At 71.3% G+C, this 24,196-nt stretch carries 21 protein-coding genes, 1 tRNA gene and 1 pseudogene; 4 read left to right on the plus strand and 19 right to left on the minus strand.

The features are described from left to right. The 6 genes from FLX08_RS37115 to FLX08_RS37140 all read right to left on the minus strand — a co-directional run. A partial coding sequence (locus FLX08_RS37115) for a hypothetical protein (protein WP_208761908.1) occupies positions 1-494 on the minus strand: 494 nt, incomplete at its 3' end. A gap of 351 nt (positions 495-845) precedes the next feature. Continuing rightward, positions 846-1,574, minus strand: a complete 729-nt coding sequence (locus FLX08_RS37120) for a hypothetical protein (protein WP_142624947.1) — start codon at positions 1,572-1,574, stop codon at positions 846-848. Between the two features lie 743 nt (positions 1,575-2,317). Continuing rightward, a complete protein-coding gene (locus tag FLX08_RS37125) occupies positions 2,318-2,848 on the minus strand; it encodes a hypothetical protein (protein WP_142624948.1) in 531 nt (176 codons plus the stop codon). 370 nt (positions 2,849-3,218) lie between these two features. Then, positions 3,219-3,291, minus strand: a tRNA-Leu gene (locus FLX08_RS37130). Positions 3,292-3,535: 244 nt separating this feature from the next. Beyond that, positions 3,536-4,870 (minus strand): NAD(P)/FAD-dependent oxidoreductase, encoded by a 1,335-nt coding sequence (locus FLX08_RS37135; protein ID WP_142624949.1) that lies wholly within the window; start codon positions 4,868-4,870, stop codon positions 3,536-3,538. Between the two features lie 170 nt (positions 4,871-5,040). Next, positions 5,041-5,844 carry a uracil-DNA glycosylase gene (locus tag FLX08_RS37140; RefSeq protein ID WP_142624950.1) on the minus strand — a complete coding sequence of 268 codons (804 nt, stop codon included), beginning with the start codon at positions 5,842-5,844 and terminating at the stop codon, positions 5,041-5,043. A gap of 137 nt (positions 5,845-5,981) precedes the next feature. On the opposite strand from FLX08_RS37140, the gene FLX08_RS37145 reads away from it, so the two are divergent. Next, complete coding sequence (locus FLX08_RS37145) at positions 5,982-7,187, plus strand: cytochrome P450 family protein (RefSeq protein WP_244313165.1); 1,206 nt, start codon at positions 5,982-5,984, stop codon at positions 7,185-7,187. Between the two features lie 80 nt (positions 7,188-7,267). Here FLX08_RS37145 and FLX08_RS41020 read toward each other — a convergent pair whose 3' ends face one another. From FLX08_RS41020 to FLX08_RS37160, 3 genes are read right to left on the minus strand one after another with little or no spacing between them, the layout of a single operon-like run. After that, positions 7,268-8,290, minus strand: coding sequence for an HAAS signaling domain-containing protein (locus FLX08_RS41020; RefSeq protein ID WP_167530722.1), 1,023 nt, complete (start codon positions 8,288-8,290; stop codon positions 7,268-7,270). Then, positions 8,287-8,616: a PadR family transcriptional regulator gene (locus FLX08_RS37155; protein ID WP_142571211.1), complete on the minus strand. Its 330-nt coding sequence runs from the start codon at positions 8,614-8,616 to the stop codon at positions 8,287-8,289. The genes FLX08_RS41020 and FLX08_RS37155 overlap by 4 nt, the downstream gene beginning before the upstream one ends. Positions 8,617-8,670: 54 nt before the next feature. Continuing rightward, complete coding sequence (locus tag FLX08_RS37160; RefSeq protein ID WP_142624951.1) at positions 8,671-9,654, minus strand: quinone oxidoreductase family protein; 984 nt, start codon at positions 9,652-9,654, stop codon at positions 8,671-8,673. 82 nt (positions 9,655-9,736) lie between these two features. Here FLX08_RS37160 and FLX08_RS37165 point away from each other — a divergent pair, with 82 nt between their 5' ends. Beyond that, positions 9,737-10,078, plus strand: coding sequence for an ArsR/SmtB family transcription factor (locus tag FLX08_RS37165; RefSeq protein ID WP_142624952.1), 342 nt, complete (start codon positions 9,737-9,739; stop codon positions 10,076-10,078). 7 nt (positions 10,079-10,085) lie between these two features. Here FLX08_RS37165 and FLX08_RS37170 read toward each other — a convergent pair whose 3' ends face one another. The 7 genes from FLX08_RS37170 to mfd form a co-directional block, all read right to left on the minus strand. Beyond that, positions 10,086-11,018 carry a Ppx/GppA phosphatase family protein gene (locus FLX08_RS37170; RefSeq protein ID WP_208761909.1) on the minus strand — a complete coding sequence of 311 codons (933 nt, stop codon included), beginning with the start codon at positions 11,016-11,018 and terminating at the stop codon, positions 10,086-10,088. 43 nt (positions 11,019-11,061) lie between these two features. Then, entirely contained in the window at positions 11,062-11,637 is a 576-nt protein-coding gene (locus FLX08_RS37175; RefSeq protein WP_142624968.1) for a DUF501 domain-containing protein, read from the minus strand. A 70-nt stretch (positions 11,638-11,707) separates the two neighbouring features. Continuing rightward, on the minus strand, positions 11,708-12,169 hold the full coding sequence (locus tag FLX08_RS37180; protein WP_244313166.1) for an FtsB family cell division protein: 462 nt from the start codon (positions 12,167-12,169) through the stop codon (positions 11,708-11,710). Positions 12,170-12,329: 160 nt separating this feature from the next. Next, the gene (gene eno / locus FLX08_RS37185) at positions 12,330-13,610 is read right to left on the minus strand and encodes a phosphopyruvate hydratase (RefSeq protein WP_142624954.1); all 1,281 of its coding nucleotides are present in this window, start codon (positions 13,608-13,610) and stop codon (positions 12,330-12,332) included. An 82-nt stretch (positions 13,611-13,692) separates the two neighbouring features. Then, on the minus strand, positions 13,693-14,670 hold the full coding sequence (locus FLX08_RS37190) for a nucleoside triphosphate pyrophosphohydrolase (RefSeq protein WP_142624955.1): 978 nt from the start codon (positions 14,668-14,670) through the stop codon (positions 13,693-13,695). A 72-nt stretch (positions 14,671-14,742) separates the two neighbouring features. Then, positions 14,743-15,390 carry a SurA N-terminal domain-containing protein gene (locus FLX08_RS37195; protein ID WP_142624956.1) on the minus strand — a complete coding sequence of 216 codons (648 nt, stop codon included), beginning with the start codon at positions 15,388-15,390 and terminating at the stop codon, positions 14,743-14,745. Positions 15,391-15,441: 51 nt separating this feature from the next. Beyond that, on the minus strand, positions 15,442-18,939 hold the full coding sequence (mfd, locus tag FLX08_RS37200) for a transcription-repair coupling factor (protein ID WP_142624957.1): 3,498 nt from the start codon (positions 18,937-18,939) through the stop codon (positions 15,442-15,444). A gap of 227 nt (positions 18,940-19,166) precedes the next feature. On the opposite strand from mfd, the gene FLX08_RS37205 reads away from it, so the two are divergent. After that, positions 19,167-19,898: a methyltransferase domain-containing protein gene (locus FLX08_RS37205; protein ID WP_167530723.1), complete on the plus strand. Its 732-nt coding sequence runs from the start codon at positions 19,167-19,169 to the stop codon at positions 19,896-19,898. Positions 19,899-19,915: 17 nt separating this feature from the next. On the opposite strand, the gene FLX08_RS37210 is transcribed toward FLX08_RS37205, so the two are convergent. Next, on the minus strand, positions 19,916-21,175 hold the full coding sequence (locus tag FLX08_RS37210) for a WD40 repeat domain-containing protein (RefSeq protein ID WP_142624958.1): 1,260 nt from the start codon (positions 21,173-21,175) through the stop codon (positions 19,916-19,918). Continuing rightward, positions 21,172-21,690 (minus strand): SigE family RNA polymerase sigma factor, encoded by a 519-nt coding sequence (locus FLX08_RS37215; RefSeq protein ID WP_142624959.1) that lies wholly within the window; start codon positions 21,688-21,690, stop codon positions 21,172-21,174. Before FLX08_RS37215 ends, FLX08_RS37210 begins: the two co-directional genes overlap by 4 nt. A 113-nt stretch (positions 21,691-21,803) precedes the next feature. Here FLX08_RS37215 and cysC point away from each other — a divergent pair. Further along, positions 21,804-23,051, plus strand: a pseudogene (gene cysC / locus FLX08_RS37220) (adenylyl-sulfate kinase); the annotation flags it as partial. 12 nt (positions 23,052-23,063) lie between these two features. On the opposite strand, the gene FLX08_RS37225 reads toward cysC, so the two are convergent. Next, complete coding sequence (locus FLX08_RS37225) at positions 23,064-24,095, minus strand: glycoside hydrolase family 26 protein (protein WP_142624961.1); 1,032 nt, start codon at positions 24,093-24,095, stop codon at positions 23,064-23,066. Between the last annotated feature and the right edge of the window lie 101 nt (positions 24,096-24,196).

Consider the following 24,196-nt stretch of genomic DNA (forward strand, 5'->3'; position numbering starts at 1 on the left):
CGTGCGCCATGCAGCTCTGTGGACCAGCCGGCGACCGCGTCGGCTCCGATCCGCACGATCGGGAAATCGGTGTAGTAATAGGCGCACGCCTCCTCCCCCACCGCATTCAAGGCGTAGCAGTCGGAGATCGCGCCGAACTTGCTGTCGTACGGGTAACGCCACGCGATGTCCAGGTCAGACCGAAAGCGGATCAACCCAGGGGAGCCGATAGGCGCAGGGCTGTCCGCCTCTCCCCAGCCGAAGTTGCCGTACACGCCTTCATCGAAGTAGCTCACCCAGATATCGCCGGATGGTGTCGTCTGCACGTCGGCGATGCCGTCTCCCAGCACGCCCTCTCGCAGAAGCTCGCCGGCGGCATCGTAGATGGCGGCGTTGCACTCGGCCGCCCCGTTACGCCAACGGCACCGCGCGCCCGCCACGAGCACGCCCCCGTCCGGCAGCGGCTGGGCAAGGCTGTGCGCGAGTGACTGCCCGACGATGGAGACCATCATCATCGGATGGGGACGGTACGTGGCAACATGCACCGAGACGGGCGCGGCGGCACGCGAATAGGGAAAAGACGCCCCACCTGGTTGGACAGACCGTGCGGTCAGCGCATCGGCGTCCTCCTGCGACGCCCACAGGACGACCAGTTCTCCCTCGGGACCTGTCGCCGCCCTCACCAGCTCCGCATCCTGGACTGGTGCGACCAGATCCGCATGGCGGCGAAGCCTCGCAACGCGTGCCTTCCGACTTTTCCCGCTTCGGCCTCGCATAGGGCACACATTATTGATCGCGCGGCTGGATCGTGACCGAACTGCCAGTGTCGGGCGAGGAGTGAAGGTGAAGGTGTCCCAGCCTTCGCATCATCCGTCCGGCCGCCGACGGCGACGCCTGCGTCTCTTGGCTTGGCGGAGCATTATCCGCGCGGCGGCATCGCCCAGGCGGTACCGCTTGGGCCTCGATTGGACTGCCTCCTGCCCCTTCAAGAGCGCGCGCACGCGAGACGCCCCCAGATGCAAGCCACTCAGGAGGCCCGCCAACTCGGCCGCCGTGACCAAGGTCTCCGCCGGCGCAGGCTCCGCAGGTTCAGACTGCGGGGATGGCTCCTGCGTGAGCGGCTGCGCATCGTCCGATACAGGCTCTGTGGCCTCAACCGTCCGTGTGCGAGTCGCGGCGAGCCACTGTTCGATCCGCCGGTCGATCCGGTCGTCGATTCGGTTGGCAATACGCGCTTGAACCAGGATGTCGAGTCGCGCGCCGAGCCGTCTGTCGAAGTGGGTGTCCAGCAGTGGCGTGAGTTTCTCTTGTGCCCATAGGTCGGCCCACGTGAAGAAGCGAGTGTCGAACTTCGTCTCCATGAATTCGTCGGCCCTGGCGGCAAAGTAAGCGTCTAACAGCTCCTTCAGGTCAACCTTGGGTAGAGCGTCGAACTGCTCCTCGAACCTGGCGTTGAAGTGAGCGTCGATTCGCTCCTTCAACTCTGCGTCTGCCCAGGAACGGAGCCGTTCATCCATGTGGGCGTCAAACTGTCGTCCCGCCCGCTCCTGAAACCACTCCTCGAACCACCGATTGACCAGCCCCTTGAGTCCCATTCATACCCCTCGCCAAGAGATCGGGAAGGTTCGGCTCAACGACGATACGAAGCGACGATAAGTGTGAGTAGGCGTCAGTCAGGCAGGTTTCCCTTTCCCCAGGGATATGGAACTAGGGATTGGCTTATCAATTCACCATGCCAAAAGGATGATCTGCGGCACTGAGGACTTTCGACAGACCCGCATTTGCTGCAAGAAACGCATTTTCAGCCGCCCCCGGAAGGTTCGGAGACAGTCCAAAACCCGGCCATGGCGGACCCGATCTCCGTCGCGCCCTTCTGGAGTGGGCCTTCAACTCACCTCGCAGGAGAGCGGCGCTCCGCCGGCAGGACCTCCGGAAGGCGCTGGAATGGCTCAAGCAGAACACGCCGGTGGGGGACCTCGACGGCCCTGCCGTGTCCAGATGCGCATCTCTAGGATCCTGGGTCCGGCCCTGATGGACGGCTGTTCCGCGCACTGCGGGACGGCGGGGACCTCCAGGAGAGCACCTGTCACCGGGTCTGGCGCAAGGCCCGGCAGGCCGCCTTGTCTCCGGAGGAGTTCGCCTCACCGCTCGCCAAGCGGCCTACGGTCTCCGGCACGCCGCCGTCCGCAGGTGGCTCAACGCCCGTGTGCCCGCTTCCCAGGTCGCGGAGCGGGCCGGCACAGCGTGGCCGGCCTACCGCATGCCTCGGCATCCGCCGCAGTGGCTTATGCCCGGGAAAAGAGCCTGAGCGGCCGGCCGGTATGGGCAACGGTCTCGACTATCCCTGGCCCTTCAACCACGCCACCCACTGGTTCCTCTTGGGCGTCGGCAGTTCCGGGTGATCGAGCAGCCACGAGAGATAGCGCGCCCGCAAACGGATCTTCTCGTCGGCGTCCCCGGCGATCTCGGCCAACATCGGCCTCAACCGGCCATCGCCGATGGCTCTGGCGAGGATGGCGTATCTCACGTCCTCCACACGGTGCTCACGGCGCACCGCCAGACATACCAGGCGCGCGAGCTGATCGACGATCTCGTCCGGCAGGTACGGCACAGCCCTGGTCAGATCGCGCAGGCCTCCGCCCTTGGTCCCCCAGCTCTTGGCGTTGGCCATCCACTCGTCCGGGTAACGGGACTCCCACTCCAGGTAGAGCAGGAGATACTTCAGCCCGCCCCACTGCGCGTATGCCTCGACGGGGACGTACTCCCAGAGCGCATCGGGAAGCCTTCGATACCGCTCGGCACACCACCGGGCCACCGCCTCGGAACCGGCCGGCCGATCATGCAGCCAGACCTCATTGAACTCCGCCAAGGCCCTGGCACGCCGCTCGTCGGAACCCCGCAGGCATCCAAGGGCCCGGCTTCGCCGGGCTGGGTCTTCCGAGATCAACTCCACGGTCCACCCGAGAGACCGATCCCACTCCTCCGCCGACCACACGGCTCCAATGGTGACGGATGCTGCTGCTTCCGCTCATCTCGGGAACCCGGCGCGGACGGGTCCTACGGCGGTGCATCGCCGACGGGCTGGGCGAGGAGTGATGTTGCGGGAGCCCCAGGGGCACGCCAGGGGCATGGCGTCCCTGCGGACGCTCGCTTTCAGCCGTAGTCAACCGGAGCAGCTACGATCGGCCCGTGGCCACGCTCCCCCAGGTCACGGGCTGATTGGTCGAGGCGGCGCTCTGTGCCCCCGGTGGGACTCGAACCCACACCACAGCCCTTTTAAGGGGCTTGCCTCTGCCATTGGGCTACGGGGGCGCCGCGATCATATGTCACGGATCACTCCTCTGTAAGCAAGTTACGTCTTACGCGGCTTGTCCCCCTTTCCACAGCGCGTGAACGGCACGCCTGGGAGCCACCGGGTCAAGGTCCTGGAGACCGTCCGCACCTTCTCCCCCGTCCACCACACCAGCATGTCAGAGCACAGGAAGACGCGACGGCCCGGCGGGTGCGCCGCCGGGCCGTGTGCTGCTCTGAGGTCGCCTGTCGAAGCGTCCGCGGGTCAGCGCTTGAGGCCGCTCTTCGCGGCCGCCCTGAACTCGTCGCGCGGGTGCTCGATCTCGCCGAGAGAGATCGTCTCCCGCTTGAAGAACAGCGAGAGCGTCCAGTCCATCACCACGCGGACCTTGCGGTTGACCGTGGGGACCCGCGACAGGTGGTAGGTGCGGTGCATGAACCAGGCGGGGAAGCCGCGCAGCTTCATGCCGTAGACGTTCGCGACGCCCCGATAGAGGCCGAGCCCGGCGACCGAACCGGCGTACTTGTGCCGGTAGTCCTCCAGCTTCTGCCCGCGCAGGTAGGCCGTGATGTTGTCGCCGAGGACCTTCGCCTGCCGTACGGCGTGCTGGGCGTTGGGCGCGCAGTACTGTCCGGGGTTGGTCACGTCGGGCACGCCCGCGATGTCACCGGCGGCGAAGGCGCCCTTGACGCCCGCGACGGTCAGGCGCGTGGTGGTCTTGATCCGGCCGCGCTCGTCGAGCGGCAGGTCGGTGGAGTTGACGATCGGGCTCGGCTTCACGCCGGCGGTCCACACGATCGTGGCCGACTCGAACTCGTCGCCGTCGGAGGTCTTGACCAGCCCTCCCTCGCACGACTGGAGGAATGTCTTCATCTTGAGCTCGATGCCGCGCTCGCGCAGCTGCTCGGCGGTCCACTCGCCCATCTCGGGACCGACCTCCGGCAGGATGCGGTCGGACGCCTCGATCAGGACCCAGCGCAGGTCCTTCTTGTCGATGCTCGGGTAGTAGTCGACCGCGTCCTCGGTCATGTCCTCGAGCTCGGCGAGGGCCTCGATGCCCGCGAAGCCGCCGCCGACCACGACGAAGGTCAGCGCGCGGCGGCGCACGTCCTCGTCGTCGCTCGACTCGGCGCGGTCGAGGAGGGCCAGCACCCGGTTGCGCAGCGCGATGGCCTCGCCGACGGTCTTGAAGCCGATGGCCGCGTCCTCCAGGCCGGGGATCGGCAGCGTACGCGAGATCGAGCCGGCCGCCATGACGACGACGTCGTACTCGATCTCACGGGACTGGCCCGCGGCGGGCTCGAAGGTCAGCGTGCGGGCCTCGTGGTGCACCTTGGAGACCTTGCCGTTGAGGATGCGCACCTTGGGCAGCACCCGGCGCAGCGGGGCCACGACGTGGCGCGGCGAGATGTTGCCGGCCGCCGCCTCGGGGAGGAACGGCTGGTAGGTCATGTACGACTGCGGGTCGATCAGCGTGATCCGCACGCTGCCGTTGCGCAGCTCACGGCGGAGCGTGCGCTGGAGACGCAGAGCCGTGTAAAGGCCCACGTATCCACCGCCGACGATGACGACGTGCTTCCAGTTGCGGTCTGCCACGATGCCCTCCTTGTGAAAGCATTCACAAGCCTACGTCACGAGTTGGCAACCGCACCATTCCGCCAGGGCCGAAGGTCCAGTGATTTTCCCCACTCCGTCATCTCTTGACGTCATTTCTCGGGAAAATTCCTGCAATCTTCCCCAAGTGATCGACTTCACACTCGTGAAATGGTTCACAAGGTCGCCCTGCCCAGCGCGGCGGCGCGGGCGAAGACCGCGTCGAGCATGTCCGCGGTCACCCGGCCGGTGAAGGTGTTCTGCTGGCTCGGGTGGTAGCAACCGATGAGCGTGACCGGCGCCCCACGGTAGGAGAGCGGCACCTCCACCGCGTGGCCGAACGGCGGCCTGCGGGGCGGCAGCGTGAACCCGGCCTCGCGCAGCGCGGGCCACACGGCCTGCCAGGCGAAGCCGCCGAGCGCCACGATCACCCGGGTCGTGTTCGCCACGAGCGCGACCTCCCTGGCCAGCCAGGGGAGACAGGTGTCGCGCTCCTCCGGGGTGGGCTTGTTGGCGGGCGGGGCGCACCGGACCGCCGCCATCATCCGGGCGCCGATCAGCCGCTGCCCGTCGCCCGCGTGGACGCTGGTCTCCTGCGCGGCGAAGCCGGTGCGATAGAGCGACGCGAACAGCCAGTCGCCGCTGCGGTCGCCGGTGAAGATCCGGCCGGTCCGGTTGCCGCCGTGCGCGGCGGGCGCCAGCCCGACGATGAGCGTGTGCGGCGCCTCGTCGCCCCAGCCCGGGACCGGGCGTCCCCAGTAGGTCTGGTCGGCGAACGCCCGCCGTTTGACGTCGGCGACCTGTTCCCGCCACTCGACGAGACGCGGGCAAGCGCGGCACACCGACTGCCTGGCGGTCAGTTCGGCGAGCGTACGGCTCTCCGCGGCCAGTTTGGCGACCTCGTGGGCGTCGTGGGCGACAGGGGTGTCCGGGGACGCGGGGTCACCCGGCCAGCCGGAACCGGGAGGAACGAAGCTCATGACACCGATCGTGCCAGGTCGGAAAATGTGCGTCCGCCGGAAACCGGCTCCGGCGGCACCGGCGCGTGTCACGGAGCGGTCATGCCGGGAAAGATTCCGATCTTTTCCGTCGCGCCCGAGATGGGTACGTAGGGCCCGTGTCCATCGACTCATGCCCCCCGCTGTTCGGCCCGGCGTTCGACGCCGATCCCTACCCCGCCTACGACTGGCTGCGCCGGAACGCGCCGGTGACCCGCGTGCCGCTGCCCGGCTGCGAGGCGTGGCTGGTCACGCGGTACGAGGACGCCGTGACCGCGCTGACCCATCCCGCCCTCGCGAAGGACCCGGCGGCCGGCTCGCCCGAATGGCGGGCCGCCTCTCTCGGCCTGCCCCTGGACCACCGGCCCGGGCTCGCCCGCCACATGATCAACGCCGACGGCGCCGACCACGCGCGCCTGCGGCGGCTGGTGAGCGGGGCCTTCACGCCCCGCCGGATGGCGGGGCTGCGGACGCGGGCGCTGGAGGTGACCGACGCGCTGCTCGACCGCCTCGACGGCCCGGAGACGGACCTGATCTCCGGCCTCGCCTATCCCCTGCCGATCACGATCATCTGCGACCTGCTCGGCGTGCCCGAGGAGGACCGGGCCACCTTCCACCGGCACGCCTCCGTCATCGACTCGGCGGCGGCGTCCGAGGTGGAGGAGATCGCCCGCGCCACCGACGCCCTGGAGATCTTCCTGGCCGACCTGGTCGAGCTCAAGCGCTCCCGGCCGGGCGACGACCTGCTCACCGACCTCGTGCGCCGGTCCAACCAGGGCGAGATCGACAAGGACGAGCTGACCTCGACCGCGTTCCTGCTGCTGATCGCGGGCCACGAGACGACCGTGGCGCTGATCGGCAACGGCCTGCTCGCGCTGCTGCGGCACCCCGCCCAGGCGGCGGCCCTGCGCGCCGACCTCTCCCTGCTGCCGGACTTCATCGACGAGATGCTGCGTTACGACGGTCCCGTGCGGAACGCGACCTGGCGCTTTCCCACCGAGCCGGTGGTGATCGGCGGCCAGGAGATGCTGCCCGGGGAGCCCGTCCTCGTCTCGCTGCTCGCGGCCAACCGGGACCCGGCGGCGTTCGCCGACCCGGACGCGTTCTCCCCCGGCCGGATCGGCGAACCACACCTCGCGTTCGGCCGGGGGCCCCACTATTGCGTCGGCGCGGCCCTGGCCAAGGTGGAGGGGGAGGCCGCGATCGGCCGGGTGCTCGAACGGTTCCCTGACCTGGCCCTCGCCGCCGACCCCGCCGAGCTGCGCTGGTGGCCCAGCGCCATCATGCGCGGCCTGTTCTCCCTGCCCGTCCGCCTGCACGGCTGAGGTCCCGCCCGGCTTCGACCGCAGCTCCGACGTACGACGCGGAGCCGGGACTGTCGCGGCCGGCGGGACGGCCTGGCCGGCTACTCGGAAGAGGGAGACGGTGACGCGGTGGGTGACGCGGTGGGCGTCGCGGTGCCCGTGGGCCCGGGGGTGGTGGGCCCGGGGGTGGGCGACGCGGGGGTGGCGGGCGTGCACGCGGGCTCCGGCCCGCGGGCGGCCGGTCCGCGGGCGGCCCGTCCGGGACGGCCGTCCGCGGGCCGCAGCGGCAGCGGGTAGGCGTTGCGGATGGGCGGCTCCCCGTCGCAGGGAATGACGATCTCCTGGTCGAAGCCCGGCTCCAGCATGATCGGGTTGCCGTCCTGGTCGTAGAGCCGGACGTCGTGCAGCGGCGTCCCGTCCGCCGCGTACGGGAAGATGTTGGTGACCTCCCCGCCGAAGGCGGACACGTTCTCCACCTGGACACCCAGCGTGTGGATCTCCGGACGGGGGCCGTAGTCGAAGGCCACGCCGCGCGACGACGTGCTCGGGACGTCGGCCATCGCCGTGATCACGAGGACCACGGCCACCAGATTGGCTCCGAGCAGCAGCACGCGGCCCCAGCGCGACGCCTGCGCGCGGCCCCGCCGGCCCAGCCACACCGACCCCCAGACGACCGCGAGCGTGAACACCCAGGCGGGAATGTCACCGGGGATCAGTCCGGGGGCGCTGATCGGCGCGAGCACGGCGAGCGCGATCGCGTAGCCCCGCAGCACCCACCAGGCGGGGCGCAGCTCCGGGGCGAAGACGGCGGCCTGCCGGTAGGGCGGGAGCACGAGCAGCCGGGTGTGGACACGCCGGACCGCTCCGCTCGTACGCTCGCGCAGCCGCCGGCCCCGCGAGGAGCCGCCGCCCGGCGGTCGCCCGCCGTAGGCGGCCCGCAACTCGGCCGCGTACGCCTCGGGGCTGCCGAGGCGCTCCTCCAGCGACATGCCCGGCTCGGCGGCGACCTCGGCGAGATGCTCGTCCAGGTCCTCCAGCAGCGCGTCCCTGTCCCCGGCGGGGAGATCGGCGAGCGCCGCGCGTACGGCGGCGGCGTAGTCGTGGGGCGTCATGGGGGGAGTCATCCCGGATCGACCTCCTTGAGCAGGTCGTTCATGGTGGCGGCGAACGACGTCCAGGTCTTCGCCGAGGTCTGGAGGAGCGAGCGGCCCACGTCGTTCAGGCCGTAGTACTTGCGGTGCGGCCCCTCGTCGGAGGCGACCACGTAGGAGGTGAGCGCTCCGGCCTTGAAGAGCCGCCGCAGCGTCCCGTACACCGAGGCGTCGCCGACGTCCTCGAGCCCCGCCTCGCGCAGGCGGCGTACGACGTCGTATCCGTAACTGTCGCGCTCGGCGAGCACCGCGAGGACCGCCAGGTCGAGAACCCCTTTGAGGAGCTGGCTACTGTCCACACAAAGCACGGTACTACGCATTGCACAGTAGCTGCAAGATCTTCTCTGCCACGCTCACGCGATCCGGACGACGTACTTGCCGCCGCCGCGGCCGTCGGCGAGCAGCTGGTGGACGCCGGGCACCCCGGCGAGAGAGTCGATCACGGTCACCGGCACGTCCAGCAGGCCCTCCGCAATCAGGTCCAGCACACGGCGCAGGCCCCGGGCGATCCGGTGAGGCGCGTTCGCGGTGAGGGCGCTGGCGCTGAAGCCGACGATCCCCACGTTGCCGCGCATCAGGCGAGGGTGGGGCGGCAGCGGGGACACCTCACCGCCTCCCGCGTTGCCGAACAGCACGATCCGGCCGCCGGGGCCGGTGACCTCCAGGTCGAGTTCGAGCAGCTCGACGCCGAGCGGGTCGAGGACGACGTCCACGCCCTCGGGCGCGGCGGCCCGGATGGCGCCGCCCGCCCCCTCGTCGCGGACGACCACCGTGTCATAGCCGGCCGACCGGGCCGTCTCGACCTTGTCCGCCCGCCCCACGGTGCCGATGAGCCGTCCTCCGCCGAGCGCGGGCACCAGGCGGGCCACGGCCGACCCGACGCCGCCGCTCGCGGAGTGCACGAGCACGCTCTCGCCCGCGCCGAACCTGGCCGCGTCGGTGAGCAGCAGCAACGCGCTCGTCAGCATCAGCGGGGCGGCCGCGGCGAGAGGGGACGGCACGCCGTCCGGCAGCGGCACGGTCAGGGCGGCGGACGCCACGGCCACCTCGGCCAGACCGCCGGACGGAGTGAAGGCGGCCACCGGCTGTCCCGGCACGACGCCGGAGACTCCGGGCCCCACCCGGCGCACGGTGCCCGCCACCTCCTTGCCCGGCACGTACGGCCAGGCCGCGACATAGCCCGGGTCTCCCCTGCGCGCCATCACGTCGATGAAGTTGACGCCCGCGAAGGAGACGTCGATGGACACCTCGCCCTCGCCGGGCTCCGGCACCGGCATGTCCGCGATCTCGGTCAGGTCCGGCCCGCGCGACGGTCCCGTCATCACCAACGCCTGCATGACCCACTCCCTTTTCGATGTTCGTCGTACGACGAAAGTCGTACCACAGTTGTACGATGGTTGTCGAAAGAGAGGTGGGGAGATGCCCCGATCCCAACGTCGCCGGCCGGCACTGACGCATCCGGACGCCGCCGAGATCGACCTGCTCGACGTCCTGCACGCGCTGGCGGATCCCACGCGCATGACGATCGTGCGGACGCTGCGCGCCGAGCCGGAACGGCCCTGCGGCACGTTTCCGGTGGACGTGGCGCCGTCGACGCTCACGCACCACTTCCGGGTGCTCAGGGAGGCAGGCGTCATCCACCAGCGGGAGGACGGCAACCGCCGGTGGACCGCGCTGCGCCTGGCCGATCTCGACGGCCGGTTCCCGGGCCTGCTCGACTCGATCCTCGGCGCCTACGAGACCGGGCCTGCCGCTCCTTGAGCCTCGGTCAGGCCAGCGACCAGGCGATGCCGTCGAGGATGTCGTGCTCGCTGACCACGACCTCGGGGAAGCCGTAGCGGCGCACGATGCGGTCGAGGATGAGCGCGCCCGCGCCGATGACGTCCACCCGGCCCGGGTGCATGACCGGGATGGCCGCCCGCTCGTCGTGGGTCATGCGCAGCAGCCGCGCGGACACCTCGTGGACCCGCTCGGCCGGGATGCGCGAGTGGTGGATGCGCGCGGGATCGTAGGCGGGCAGGCCGAGCGCGATCCCGGCGACCGTGGTGACCGAACCCGCCAGGCCGACCAGCGTCCGCGCCGTACGCACGGGGACGCTCTCCTCGACCCGGTCCATGGCCGCCTCGATGTCGGCGACGGCCGCCTCCACCGCCTCGGCGCCCGGCGGGTCGTCGTGCAGGTGGCGCTCGGTGAGCCGCACACAGCCGATGTCCACCGACAGCGCGCCCTCGACGGACCGGGAGCCGACGACGAACTCGGTCGAACCACCCCCGATGTCCACCACGAGATAGGGCGTCTCGGCGGCGGATCCGGCGAGGCCGCGGGTCGCGCCGGTGAACGACAGCCGCGCCTCCTCGTCGCCGGACACCACCTCGGGTTCCACGCCGAAGATGTCCCGCACGCCTGAGACGAAGTCGGCCCGGTTGGCGGCGTCACGGGTCGCCGAGGTGGCGACCACGCGGACCGGCACGGCACCGTCCGGGGAGTGCTCCCTGATCAGCTTGGCGTAGCCGCGCATGGCGGTGAACGTCCGCTCCAGGGCTTCCGGCGCGAGCCGTCCCGTACGGTCGACGTCCTGGCCGAGCCTGACGATCTCCATCCGCCGTTCGACGTCGGTGAGGTCGTCGCCGGAGATATCCGCGATGAGAAGGCGGACCGAGTTGGTCCCGCAATCGATGGCCGCGACCCGCTTCGTCTTCACGCTCATCCCCTCAGGCCTCGTTCCGTCTTCGGTCCCGCCCGGCCTATGGCCGCTCTGCGGGGCTCTCCACGACCACGCAGGGGCCGCCGGCCCACCAGCCGGGCAGCGCGTCGAGCGCCTCCCGGCCGAACGGGTTGACCCCCGGCGCGGCCAGCTCGTGGGCCACCAGCGCGTGCAGGCACTTGACCCGGCCCGGCATGCCGCCGGCGCTCTGCATGTCGCGCGGCAGCGGCTCCAGGCCCTCCTCCTTGGCCGCGCGGTCGCGGCGGGCGACGTAGTCCTCGTGGGCCGCTCGGTAGGCCTCGGCCAGCTCGGGGTCCTCCGCGAGCCGGGCCTGCATGCTCTTCATCAGGCCGGACGACTCCAGAGTGCCGATCGCCGAGGCGGCCTTCGGGCAGGTCAGGTAGAACAGCGTGGGGAACGGCGCCCCGTCGGGCAGCCGGGGCGCGGTCTCCAGCACGTCGGGCAGTCCGCAGGGACACCGGTGGGCGACGGCCCGCACCCCGCGCGGCTGCCGCCCGAGCTGCGCCCGCGCCGCCGCCAGGTCAGCGGGGTCCACACGGCCCTTGCCGGCCGCCTCGTGACCCTCGTGGTCCGCCTGGTCGTCCGCCACGTCGATCTCCTCGCCCTTCACACCGTGCACCCCGCGCCGTCAACACTGTGCGCCCCGCCGTCCCCGACTCGGGTCCTCATCCCGCCGCCGGCGGCGCGGACGCCGACGCGGACGCCGTGGGTGCGGGGCTCCGCCCCGCCGCGGGTGCGGCGGGCCGCCCCTTGTCGGCCGCCTCGAACGACCGCCAGAGAGTGACGTACCAGGCGGGACGCTCCGGCGGCTTCGTCCCCGCCTTGGCGGCGGCGGTGCCGGCCGTGTCCTCGTCGATCACCTGGTAGCAGTCGGCGCCCGGCTCGCAGTAGAACAGCCGTTCCTTGGCCAGGCGCTTGATGTAGTCCGGATCCTCCAGCCGCCGGCGCCGCTGCTCCAGGTTCTGGAGCTTGCGCAGCGCGTTCGCCTGCTGCGCCTCCAGCTGGGCGATCTGCCGGCGCTGGGCGACGTACTCCCGCGCGGGGTAGGCGAGGCTCATGGCGATGGCGCACACGACGACCGCGAGGATCGCCGCGCGCCCGGTGAGCTGCGGCCGCTTCGCCGCCACGAAACCACCCCTCCCGGTCGGTCAGCGCGTGGGCCCGACGACAACGGCCACACTAACCGCCCGTCCCGGCCGTACACGCCCGGTTGGGCACGGCGTCGCCGCGCCCATCGCCCCGTCGGGCGTCCGGAACGTGTCCAGCCGAGCCCCCGCGAGCCGCTGCCTAGCCCTGGAAGCGCGGGAAGGCGCCGCGACCGGCGTAGCGCGCCGCCTCGTCCAGCAGCTCCTCGATGCGCAGGAGCTGGTTGTACTTGGCCACCCGGTCCGAGCGGGCCGGGGCGCCGGTCTTGATCTGGCCGCAGTTGGTGGCCACGGCGAGGTCGGCGATCGTGGTGTCCTCGGTCTCGCCGGAGCGGTGGCTCATCATCGAGCGGTAGCCGCTGCGGTGGGCCAGGTCGACCGCGTCGAGGGTCTCCGACAGCGTGCCGATCTGGTTGACCTTCACCAGCAGCGCGTTGGCCGCGCCCTCGGCGATGCCGCGCCCGAGCCGCTCGGGGTTGGTGACGAACAGGTCGTCGCCCACGAGCTGGACCTTGGCCCCGAGGGAGGCGGTGATGGCCTTCCAGCCCTCCCAGTCCTCCTCGTTCAGCGGGTCCTCGATGGAGACCAGCGGGTAGGAGCGGACCAGGTCCTCATAGAAGGAGATCAGCTCGGCGGACGACACGCCCTTGCCGTCGATCGTGTAGACGCCGTCGTTGTGGAACTCGCTGGCCGCGACGTCGAGCGCGAGCGCGATGTCCTGGCCCGGCGTGTAGCCGGCCTTCTCGATGGCGACCAGGATCAGGTCGAGCGCGTCGCGGTTGGACGGCAGGTTGGGCGCGAAACCGCCCTCGTCGCCCAGGCCGGTGGCGTAGCCCTTCTCCTTCAGCACGCTCTTGAGCGTGTGGTAGGTCTCCGCACCCATGCGCACGGCCTCGGAGAACGTCTCGGCGCCGATCGGCGCGATCATGAACTCCTGGATGTCCACGTTGGTGTCGGCGTGCGCGCCGCCGTTCAGGATGTTCATCATCGGCACGGGCAGGATGTGCGCGTTCGGCCCGCCGACGTAGCGGAACAGGGGCAGGTCGGCGCTGTCGGCGGCGGCCTTGGCGACGGCCAGCGAGATGCCGAGGATCGCGTTGGCCCCGAGACGGGCCTTGTTGGGCGTGCCGTCCAGGTCGATCATCGTCTGGTCGATGAGACGCTGCTCCTCGGCGTCGAAGCCGATGAGCTCGTCGGCGATCTCGTCGGTCACGCCGAGGACGGCCTTCTCGACACCCTTGCCGAGATAGCGCTTCTTGTCGCCGTCGCGCAGCTCGACGGCCTCGAACTGACCGGTGGAGGCGCCACTCGGAACGGCGGCACGGCCGGTGCTGTAGTCGTCCAGCAGTACCTCGACCTCGACCGTGGGGTTCCCACGGGAGTCGAGGATCTCGCGGGCGGTGATGGCCTCGATGGCAGCCACGAACGCTCCTAGCAAAATGGCGGGCGGTTTGCCACCCGAGCCTATCGGTCCTTACTACTCGGTACTGCGCAGGGTCTCCCGTTCACGGCGTGTCAGAGCGGGTGCTCTCCCACTCCTCCACGCGCCGCCGGTATTCCCTGGCCGCCGCTCTGAGCTCGGCCTCGGGGTCGAGCCCCGCGTCCTGGATCTCCCGTACGAGCGCGAACAGGCGGGCGCCCGCGGACGGGGCGAGATCGCCGGCGAGCGAGCCGGGCGCCCCGACCCCGCCGGCCCGGCGCAGGAGCTGGGCGGCCAGGGAGATCGCCGGCTGGCCCATCGGCACACCGCTGAGCACCGAGCCGGTCTCCCCCTTGGCGGCCCGCTCGGCCGCCTTGATGGTCTCCCAGTTGTCGCTGACCTCGCCGGCGCCGGAGACCTCGACGTCCGCGAAGACGTGCGGGTGACGGCGCACCAGCTTCTCCACGATCCCGTCCGCCACGTCGTCGATGTCGAAGCCGTCTCCGTCCGGCCCCATCCGCTCCTGGGCGAGCCGGGCGTGGAACATCACCTGGAGCAGCAGGTCGCCGAGCTCCTCGCGCAGCGGCGGGCCGTAGTCGCCCTCGTGGATGGTCTCCAGCACCTCGTAGGCCTCTTCGACCAGGTAGGGCACGAGCGACTCGTGGGTCTGCTTGCGGTCCCACGGGCACTCGCGGCGCAGCCGGTCCATGACCTGCACGAGGTCGAGCAGCCGGGCGCCGGGCAGGTCGTAGGAGCCGGGGACGACCTCGATCTCCGGCGGCTCGTCGAGGGAGATCGCGGCGTGGCCGACCGCGCGCATGAAGTCCTCGTCGCCGTCCTGCGCGGCCAGCCACACCACCGTCCCCGTACGGCTCTCGCGGGCGATCGCGCCGGGGTCGGGGGTCACCACCTCGACCCGGACGCCGGCCTCGTCGAGATAGGGCAGGTAGGGATGGTCCGGGGTGCTGGTGAGCACCCGCCCTCGGGTGAGGGCCCGCCACGCCGCGGGCGCGAGCAGGCCGGGAGCGACCCGGGGCGAGGTGGTCACCACGATCAACGCCATGGCCTCAGCCTAATGAAGCCCGATGAGCCCGCCCGCCCCGGCGTCGCCGGGCCGCACCGCTCGGGCGTGCGGTCAGCCGGCCTGGCCGGCGTCGGCCGCGCCCGCGGCGGCACCACCGGGGGCCGGGGCCGCGCCCGGCGAACCGAAGCGGTCGTCGGCGACGAAGCCCTGCTGGGGGTCGAACTTGCCGTAGCGCGGGCTGTACTTCACCGGCACGGTCGAGTCGGCCTCCTGGATGATCTTCTGGAGGGCCGCCTGCTGCGCCGCCTGGTCCTGCCCGGCGCCGGACTGCTGCGCCAGCTTGTTGCGGACGATGACGGCCCGGATGAAGTCGCGGCCCTCGTCCAGCGGGATGCCGTTGGCCAGCAGCACCTTGTTGAACTGGTCCCAGCCGCCCTGGGCGATGGCGACGTCGTCGACCTCGCGGTCGGTGACCGTGACGCCCTTGCGCCGGCCGAGCTCCTGGAACTGCCTGCTCGTGGTCATGTTGAGCAGCACCGTCTGCGGCAGCGAGAAGGTCAGCTGGAGCTGGTTCTCGGGGATCTTGTTGGCGGCCAGGTCGGCGCGTAGCGCGCGGACCTCGTCGTTCAGGTCACTGGAGGTGATGCGCTCCGAGCCCACGATGGCCGCGGAACCCGCCTGCACGGGGCCGCCGCACGCGGTCACGGCGATCCCGGTCGCCGCCAGCGCCACGGCGACGCGCACTCGATACGACTTCACGGACGATCCTCCCGAACGACACCGGCCACGCGTATGTTGACATTTTCGCGGTCACTGTACCCGCATAGGCTCCAGGAACAGGGCCTCGACCAGGTCCCCACACCATTTCAGCAGGTCGAGGTCGCGGAGTGGCTGACCGCCGATCGGTTTGGTCTTGGGCACCGGCACGAGCAGGATGCCCGTCGCCTGCTTCCAGATCGAGCGGGGATAGAGCCGCTGCAGCCGCACCTGCTGGGAGTCCCTCAGCTCGACCGGCGCGAACCTGATCTGCTGGCCCTGCAGCGTCACGTCGGTCAGTCCCGCCTTGCGGGCCTTGATCCGGAAGCGCGCCACCTCCAGCAGGTTGTCCACCTCCTGGGGCGGCCTGCCGTACCGGTCGGTGAGCTCGTCGCGGACGGCCGCGATGTCGTCCTCGGAGCCGATGGCCGCGATCCGCTTGTACGCCTCCAGGCGCAGCCGCTCGGAGGTGACGTAGTCGTGCGGCACGTGGGCGTTGATCGGCAGCTCGGCCTTGACCTCGGGCCGCTCCTCCACCCTGGTCTCGCCCGCGAGCTTGGACTTCTGCTCCTGGACGGCCTCGGCCATCATGCGGACGTACAGGTCGAAGCCGACGCCGGCGATGTGGCCCGACTGCTCGGCCCCGAGGATGTTGCCGGCGCCGCGGATCTCCAGGTCCTTCATGGCGACGTACATGCCGGCGCCCATCTCGGTGTGCTGGGCGATCGTGGCGAGCCGCTCGTGCGCGGTCTCGGTCAGCGGCGACTCTGGCGGATAGAGGAAGTAGGCGTAGCCGCGCTCACGGCCCCGGCCGACCCGGCCGCGCAGCTGGTGGAGCTGCGACAGGCCGTAGTTGTCCGCGCGGTCCACGATGAGCGTGTTGGCGTTGGGCACGTCGAGGCCCGACTCGACGATCGTGGTGGAGACGAGCACGTCGAAGTTGCGCTCCCAGAAGTCCACCATGATCTTTTCGAGCTGGCTCTCGTTCATCTGCCCGTGGGCGACCGCGATCCGCGCCTCCGGCACCAGCTCGTGCAGCCGCGCGGCCACCTTGTCGATCGTGCGGACCCGGTTGTGGACGAAGAACACCTGGCCGTCGCGCATCAGCTCGCGCCGGATCGCCGCCGCGATCTGCTTCTCGTCATACGGCCCGACGAACGTGAGGATCGGGTGCCGCTCCTCCGGCGGGGTGAGGATCGTCGACATCTCGCGGATGCCGGTGAGGCCCATCTCCAGCGTCCTCGGGATCGGCGTGGCCGACATGGCGAGCACGTCGACCTGCGTGCGCATGTGCTTCATGGCCTCCTTGTGCTCGACGCCGAACCGCTGCTCCTCGTCCACGATGATCAGCCCGAGGTCCTTGAACTTCACCTCCGGCGACAGCAGCCGGTGCGTGCCGATCACCACGTCGACCCCGCCCGTACGCAGGCCGTCGAGGGTCGCCTTGACCTCGCCGTCGGTCTGGAACCTCGAGACGGGCTTCACCGTGACCGGGAAGCTGGCGAACCGCTCGCCGAACGTCGACAGGTGCTGCTGCACGAGCAGCGTCGTCGGCACCAGGACCGCCACCTGCTTGCCGTCCTGCACCGCCTTGAACGCCGCCCGGACCGCGATCTCGGTCTTGCCGTAGCCGACGTCGCCGCAGATCAGGCGGTCCATCGGGACGGGCCGCTCCATGTCGCGCTTGACCTCGTCGATCGCTTCGAGCTGGTCGCCCGTCTCGGCGTACGGGAAGGCGTCCTCCATCTCGCGCTGCCACGGGCTGTCGGACGCGAACGCGTGACCGGGCGAGGCCATCCGGGCCGAGTAGAGCCGGATCAGCTCGCCCGCGATCTCCCTGACCGCCTTCTTCGCCCGGGTCTTGGCCTTGGCCCAGTCGGCCCCGCCCATGCGGTTGAGCGTGGGCGCCTCCCCGCCGACGTAGCGGGTGACCTCGTCGAGCTGGTCGGTCGGCACGTAGAGCCGGTCGCCCCTGGCGTACTCGATCACGAGGTATTCGCGGGTCGCGCCCTGGATCGTGCGCTGCACCATCTCGATGTAGCGCCCCACGCCGTGCTGCTCGTGCACCACGTGGTCGCCGACCTTGAGCTGCAGCGGGTCGACCATGTTGCGGCGGCGCGACGGCAGCCGCCGCATGTCCTTGGTGGACGCCTTCTGGCCGACGAGGTCGAGGTGGGTCACGACGGCGACGTCCGGCGTGACGAAGCCGTGGTCGATCCGGCCCGTCGTGACCTGCACGACGTCCTTCGGCGGCGGACCGTCGAGGGACGGCACCAGCCGCGCCGCCACGTCCACGCCCCTGAGCAGCTCGACCATGCGCTCGGCCGGGCCGTGGCCCTCGCTCAGCAGCACGACGGCCTTGCCCGCGCCCATCCAGCCCTTGATGTCGGCCAGCGCCCGCTGGGTGTCGCCCCGGTAGGCCTCGACGTCCTGCGCGTCCAGCTCCACGCCCTCGCCGAAGGGCGCGATGCTCCACCACGGCTGGCCCAGCTCGCCGGCGTGGTCGCGGACCTCCTCAAGCGTGCGGAAGGCGGCGGCCTCCAGGTCGATCGGCGCCTCGCCGCCCGCCGCCGCGGCGATCCACGACGCCTCCATGAACTCCTGGCTGGTGTGGACCAGCTCGGCCGCCCGGCCGCGGATGCGCTCGGGGTCGCAGACGAACACGGCCGACCGGATCGGCAGGTGGTCGAGCAGCAGGTCCATGTCCCCGGCGAGCACGGGCGCGAACGCCTCCATGCCCTCCACCGGCACACCCTCGGCGAGCTGGTCGAGCACGTCCTTCAGCGCCGGGTGCTCCTCCCCCAGCTCGCGGGCGCGCCGCCGTACGTCGTCGGTGAGCAGCAGCTCACGGCAGGGCGCGGCGAACAGCCCGTCCTGGGCGACTTCGAGGGAGCGCTGGTCGGCGACCTTGAACCAGCGGATCTCCTCGATCGTGTCGCCCCAGAACTCCAGCCGCAGCGGGTGCTCCTCGGTGGGCGGGAACACGTCGAGCAGGCCGCCGCGCACGGCCACCTCGCCGCGCTTCTCGACCATGTCCACGCGGTGGTAGCCGTTCTCGACCAGCCGGGCCACCACGTCGTCCAGGTCGGCGTCGTCGCCCGCGCGCAGCCGTACGGGCGCCAGGTCGCCGAGCCCGGCCACGATGGGCTGGAGCAGCGAGCGGACCGGGGCCACCACGATCCGCAGCGGGCCGGCCGCGGGGTCGCCCTCGATCGGGTGCGCCAGCCGCCGCAGCACGGCCAGGCGCTGGCCGACCGTGTCGCTGCGCGGCGACAGGCGCTCGTGCGGCAGCGTCTCCCAGGCGGGGAAGACGGCCACGGAGTTCTCGTCGACCAGGCTCGTGAGCGCGGCGGCGAGATCCTCCGCCTCACGTGCGGTCGCCGTGACGGCGAGCACCGGCCGTACGCGGGACAGCGCGGCCACGGCGAACGGCCGCAGCGCTGGGGGCGCCACCAACTCGGCGCCCGGCTGGGCGGTCTGGCCGGCGGCGTCGAGCGCGGCGGCCAGCTTGGGTTCGGCGGATACGAGGTCGAGCAGTCCGGAAAGAGACATCGATGCCTTCAAAAGCCCCGTGACAAAGACAGCCGGCGTGCGGACGCGACCCCGTTCATCCGGCCGATCCCCCTGACAGAGGAGATCCGCGAGACGCTCCCAACCGGGCCGCGGCTACCAAGGCTACGCCCTGCGCCTCGGCCTCGCTCCGTTCGATCCTCGGCGAGGACATGATGGGCGACGGCAAATGCGCAACTGAGCGTCTTCCAATGATTACGCTCGGTCATATGACAGAGGTTCGGTTGTCGTCCGCTGACCAGGACGACGTGTTCAGTCAACGGATCCGCGAGCAGTGGACCGACCAGCTCGGACGGCGTCTCGACATCCTCATCGCCGGATGCGGCCGGGGCGGCGTCCTCGACGTGGGGCGCTACGAGCCGAGGATGACGGGGGTGGACGAGGATCTGCCGCCGCTGCGGATCCACACCGCCAACCGCGACGACCTGGAGGCGTCCTACCTGGGCGACCTGCGGCTCGTGCCGATCCCGCCGCGCTCCTTCGACGTCGTCTACGTGTCGTTCCTCCTCGAACGCATCCGCCACTCCGAGCTCGTGCTCGACCGGCTCGTCGCCGGGCTGCGCCCCGGCGGGCTGCTGCTGCTGAAGATGCGCGACCGCAAGTCGGCGTACGGCTTCTGCGACCGGGTGACCCCCCGCTGGGTGCGCCGGGCGCTGTGGCGCACGCTCGCCCCGGCCGGGTCGGTGGGGCCGCTTCCCGCGGTCTACGAGCCGCTGGCCTCCCGCGAGGGCATCCAGGCCTACTGCCTGATGCGCGGGCTCATGATCGCCGAGGACTACTCGGCGGTGAGCGGCCCGGCCCGGCGAGGTCCGCACGGCGGTCTGGTCGCCGTGGTCTGCCGGACCGTGGCCGCGCTCTCACGAGGCGGGCTCAACGGCACCGAGGACGAGATCACGATGGTGATCCGCCGTCCGCAGAACCACTTCGCCCGCCTCATCTGAGTTGCCGGCCGGGGCCGCTACCTGGGCGTCAGGACCGCCTGCCACGTTCCGGGCTCCTGGGCGTTCTTCCGGTAGACCGAGAGCTGGACCATGTCCTCGCCGTCGACGCCCACCAGGACCAGGCCGTTGTGGAACTCGCTTCCACACGTGTCCGCGCAGCCCAGGGCGACCAGGCGGCGGTCGTCGGCCCAGGCGAGAAGCTGGAGCACCCGCTGGCGGCCCACGACCTTGCCCGTGGAGAGCTCGGTGACCTTGGTGGGCAGGCCGTCGGGGCCGGCGAGCAGCGTGCCGTCGGGCGACACGCCCGCCTTCGACTCCGTGACGACGTAGCCGGCGGGCGCGTCGTGCGGCCTGCCGTCGAGGTCGTAGAACGCGTCGGGCCGCTTCCAGATGTTGCTGGCCTCGCGGACCAGCGTGCCGTCGTCGCTCCAGCGGAAGTCGCGCCGCACGTTGCTGTTGTCGGTCAGACAGGGATCGACGGCGTGGAAGTCCCCCGCCGTCGCGGTGGCCACGTCGACGACGTAGAAGCCGGTGCGGCTGGTGGAGATCGTCTGGGGCGGCTGCCGGGGATCGCCGGGCGTCGCCGCGACCCGGGCGGGACACTGCCGCTCGCCGGCCGAGCTCATGTCCAGATCGGGGGACTCGTCATAGGCGGTGGCCACCAGGCGCGTGCCGTCGGGCGACCAGGCGACGCCGCCCACCGGGTGATCCACCGGCACCCACGCCCGCACCCGCCGGGTCTCCATGTCGAAGATGCCGATCCTCCGCACGGGCAGTTCCCTCTCCAGGACCGCCGCCCAGCGCAGGCCGGGGGCGACCTCGACCCAGCCCCACTCCGTCTTCTCGTAGCTTTCGGTCACCTGGTCGAGGAGATACCACGTGCGGTCCATCGCCTCACGCCCGTCGACCGTACGCCGCCGCCACGTGTAGTAGGCGGAGACGGCCACCCTGCCCGCCGCGATCATCGTCTTCGGCGGGGAGTTCTCCGTGTCGGCGAGCACGTCCTGTGCCGGGGTCGTCGGCCGGTACGGCTCGACGCGCACGACCACCGGCGGGCCGCCGACCTGCGAGACCGGCGCCTTGCCGAGGAGAGGGACCACGACCAGCGGCACCAGCAGGGCCACGGCCGCCACGACGGCCGCGCACGCGACCACCCCCGCGAACCTCGTCAGGCGCAGCCGCGACCGGCGGCGCAGCGCGCGGTCGGCGAGGTCGGCGGGGATATGGACCTCCCGCGACCACTCCGACAGGGTCTCCTTCAGGATCCGGGGGGTCATGACGTCACCTCACTCAGGCGCAGATCGGCGAGTTCCGGCGCGGTCGTCCGCAGCCGGGCGAGCGACCGGTGCGCGGTGCTGCGCACGGTCCCCACGGAGCAGCCGAGGATCCGGGCCACCTCGTCCTCGGGCAGGTCGTCGAGATACCGCAGCACGAGCACGGCCCGCTGGCGGGGCGTCAGCCGGGCGAGCGCCCGGCGCAGGATCATGCGCAGCTCGGCCTCATGGGTGCCCGCGCGGCCGGACGGGTGCTCCGGCACGTCGGCCACGCTCGTCTCCCGCCGCCGCCGGGCCAGCCGCCACCAGCTGATCTGCTGCCGATACATGACCTGCCGCACGTACGCCTCGGGCTCGTCGAGCCGCCCCCACCGGGTGACGACCTTGGCCAGGGCGGTCTGCACCAGGTCTTCGGCGGAGTGCTGGTCTCCTCCCGTCAGCAGATAGGCCAGCCGCATCAACGCCGGCGCGCGGGCCGACACGAATTCGCGGAACCGTCGCTCTTCTGCGGCGTCCACGAGCACCTCCTCGGATTAGTGTCTGCCTGTAGACGCCCCGGGCACGGGCACGCTATGCGTGGGGTTGCCAGTAGGGTGCGTTCCGACCCACCGAAGCCGCGACCTCAAGCGAGCGCCGACCGATTCGAGCGGAAACGGAAGCCATGACCGAGTGGACGCCCGACGCACGTGAGCTGGCCGACCTGGAGCTGCTGCTGTCCGGGGCGTACGCGCCGTTGACCGGGTTCCTCACCTCGGCCGAGGTGGAGAGCGTGGTCGAGCGCGGGCGGCTGCCCGGAGGGACCTCCTGGCCCGACCCGATCACGATCGCGCTGCCGGACGAGTTCGGGCCCGGCGACCGGGTGACGCTCCGCGACCCCGAGGGCGCGGCGGTCGCGGTGCTGACCGTCGTGGAGCGGGACGGCCACCACGCCGCCGGACCCGTCGAGGCGCTCGACGTCCCCGCGTACGGCCCGTTCGCCCGGCTGCGCCGCAGGCCGGAGGAGGTCCGCAAGGACCTGCCGGACGGCGAGGTCCTCGCGGTGACGATGCGCGGGCCGCTCGACGGCGCCACGCTCGACGACGTGGCGGCGACCGCCGAGGAACTGGACGCGGCCGTGCTCCTCATGCCCCTCGTCTTCGGCGAGGGCGGCCCCGCCGTGGTGCGCGCCGCGCTCAAGGCGGCCGAGCGGCTTCCCGGTGCGACGGTGGTCGCGGTGCCGCTCGCGCCGCGCGAGGACACCGAGATCGACCTCGAACTCCGCGAGCACGTGGCCCGCAACTACGGCGCCACCGAGCACTACGCCGGTCCGGCGCCGATCAGCATTCCGGGGCCGCCGCACAAGCGGGGGCTCGTGGTGTTCTTCACCGGCCTGTCCGGGTCGGGCAAGTCGACGATCGCCCGGGGCCTGCGCGACGCGCTGCTCGAACGCGGGGGACGCACGGTCACCTACCTGGACGGCGACGTCGTGCGGCGGATGCTGTCGGCGGGGCTCACGTTCTCGCGCGAGGACCGCGACCGCAACATCCGCAGGATCGGCTTCGTGGCCGCCGAGGTCGCGCGCCACGGCGGCCTGGCCATCTGCGCGCCCATCGCGCCGTACGCCGCGACCCGGGACGAGGTGCGGGCGATGGTCGAGGAGGTCGGCGGCGACTTCCTGCTCGTCCACGTGGCGACGCCGCTGGAGGAGTGCGAGCGCCGCGACCGCAAGGGCCTGTACGCCAAGGCGCGGGCCGGGCTGATCCCGGAGTTCACCGGGATCTCCGACCCGTACGAGGAACCGGAGGACGCCGACCTCGTCCTCGACACCACGGACATGACGATCGATCGCGCGGTCGGCGCCGTGCTGAACCTGGTCACCTCGGGCGGCTGGGTCCGCTGAGGCTGTGAAGGCTCAGGAGGGCGGCACCGGCGTCGACGTGAAGCGGGGCAGCCGCCCGAGCTCCGCGAACGCCCGGGTGGCGCCCGGCGTGGTGTCGAACCTGGTGTCGCCCCGGGGCGCCAGCGGCGAATCGAAGTAGACCAGCGCCTTGATCTGCGGATAGTCCCCGATCTGGCGCCGGACCGAATCGAAGAAGTCGCGCTTGAACGCGGGCGCCCCGTGCCGCTCGAAGGCGCCCCACTCGGCCACCATGATCGGCTTGGCCGGGAACCTGGCCTGCATCCACCGGTAGAACCCCGGCCAGCCGGGCGCGTCGGGCCGCGTCTTGTCCACGAGTGTGGCGAAGTCGCGCACCCGGTCGTCCGCGTACGGGTCGAAGGCCACCCAGTCGACCACGTCGTCACCGGGATAGAGCCTGCCGAACCACGGCTTGACCGCCCAGTTGGGCGCGCCCATGTAGGTCATCACGGTCACCGCGTTGCGCACCCCCTGCTGCCGCAGGCGGATCACGACGTGGCGGTACATCGCGACGTAGTCGGCGGCCGAGTAGCCCCCGCCCTCACGCACGTCGTTCTCCGGCTCGTGATGGATCGTGAGGAAGAACCGGCCGGGAAAGTTGCGCCGGATGTGCGCGGCGAGGCGGTCGATGCGCCCGTCGACAGCGCCGCGAGCGACCTCGGCCCAGGTGCGGTCGAGCGCCGGCTTCCAGTTCACCAGCAGCAGCCGGGGCCCCTGGGCGATCACCCGCTCCTCCATGGTTGGGAAGAGCTCCCCGCCCCGGTGGTAGACGTGCACGATGTCGGCCCGCCGGCCCATGCGCCGTTCGGCCATGTCCACGGCGCGGATCGGGCCGCGTCCGGAGAAGACGTCGGGCGCGATCCCCCACCACGCCCCGCACGTCGGGATGAGCTTGTCCGTGACCGCACAGGCGACGGGTCTCGTCGCGGCGCCGCCCCCCGGCACCCGCCCGCTCGTGGCGGTGCCCGTGCACGCCGTCGCGCACGCCCCCGCCACCAGTACGGCCAAGCCGGCGATGAGTCTCATCGCGCCCCCTTTCTCGGCAGACCACGCAATGAACGGATGGGCAAACACCATCCCATCAATCCCCGTGGCTTCGGGGCCGGTTTCCCCATCTCACGTGTACG

Source organism: Microbispora hainanensis (assembly GCF_006874475.1).
Classification (GTDB): domain Bacteria; phylum Actinomycetota; class Actinomycetes; order Streptosporangiales; family Streptosporangiaceae; genus Microbispora; species Microbispora hainanensis.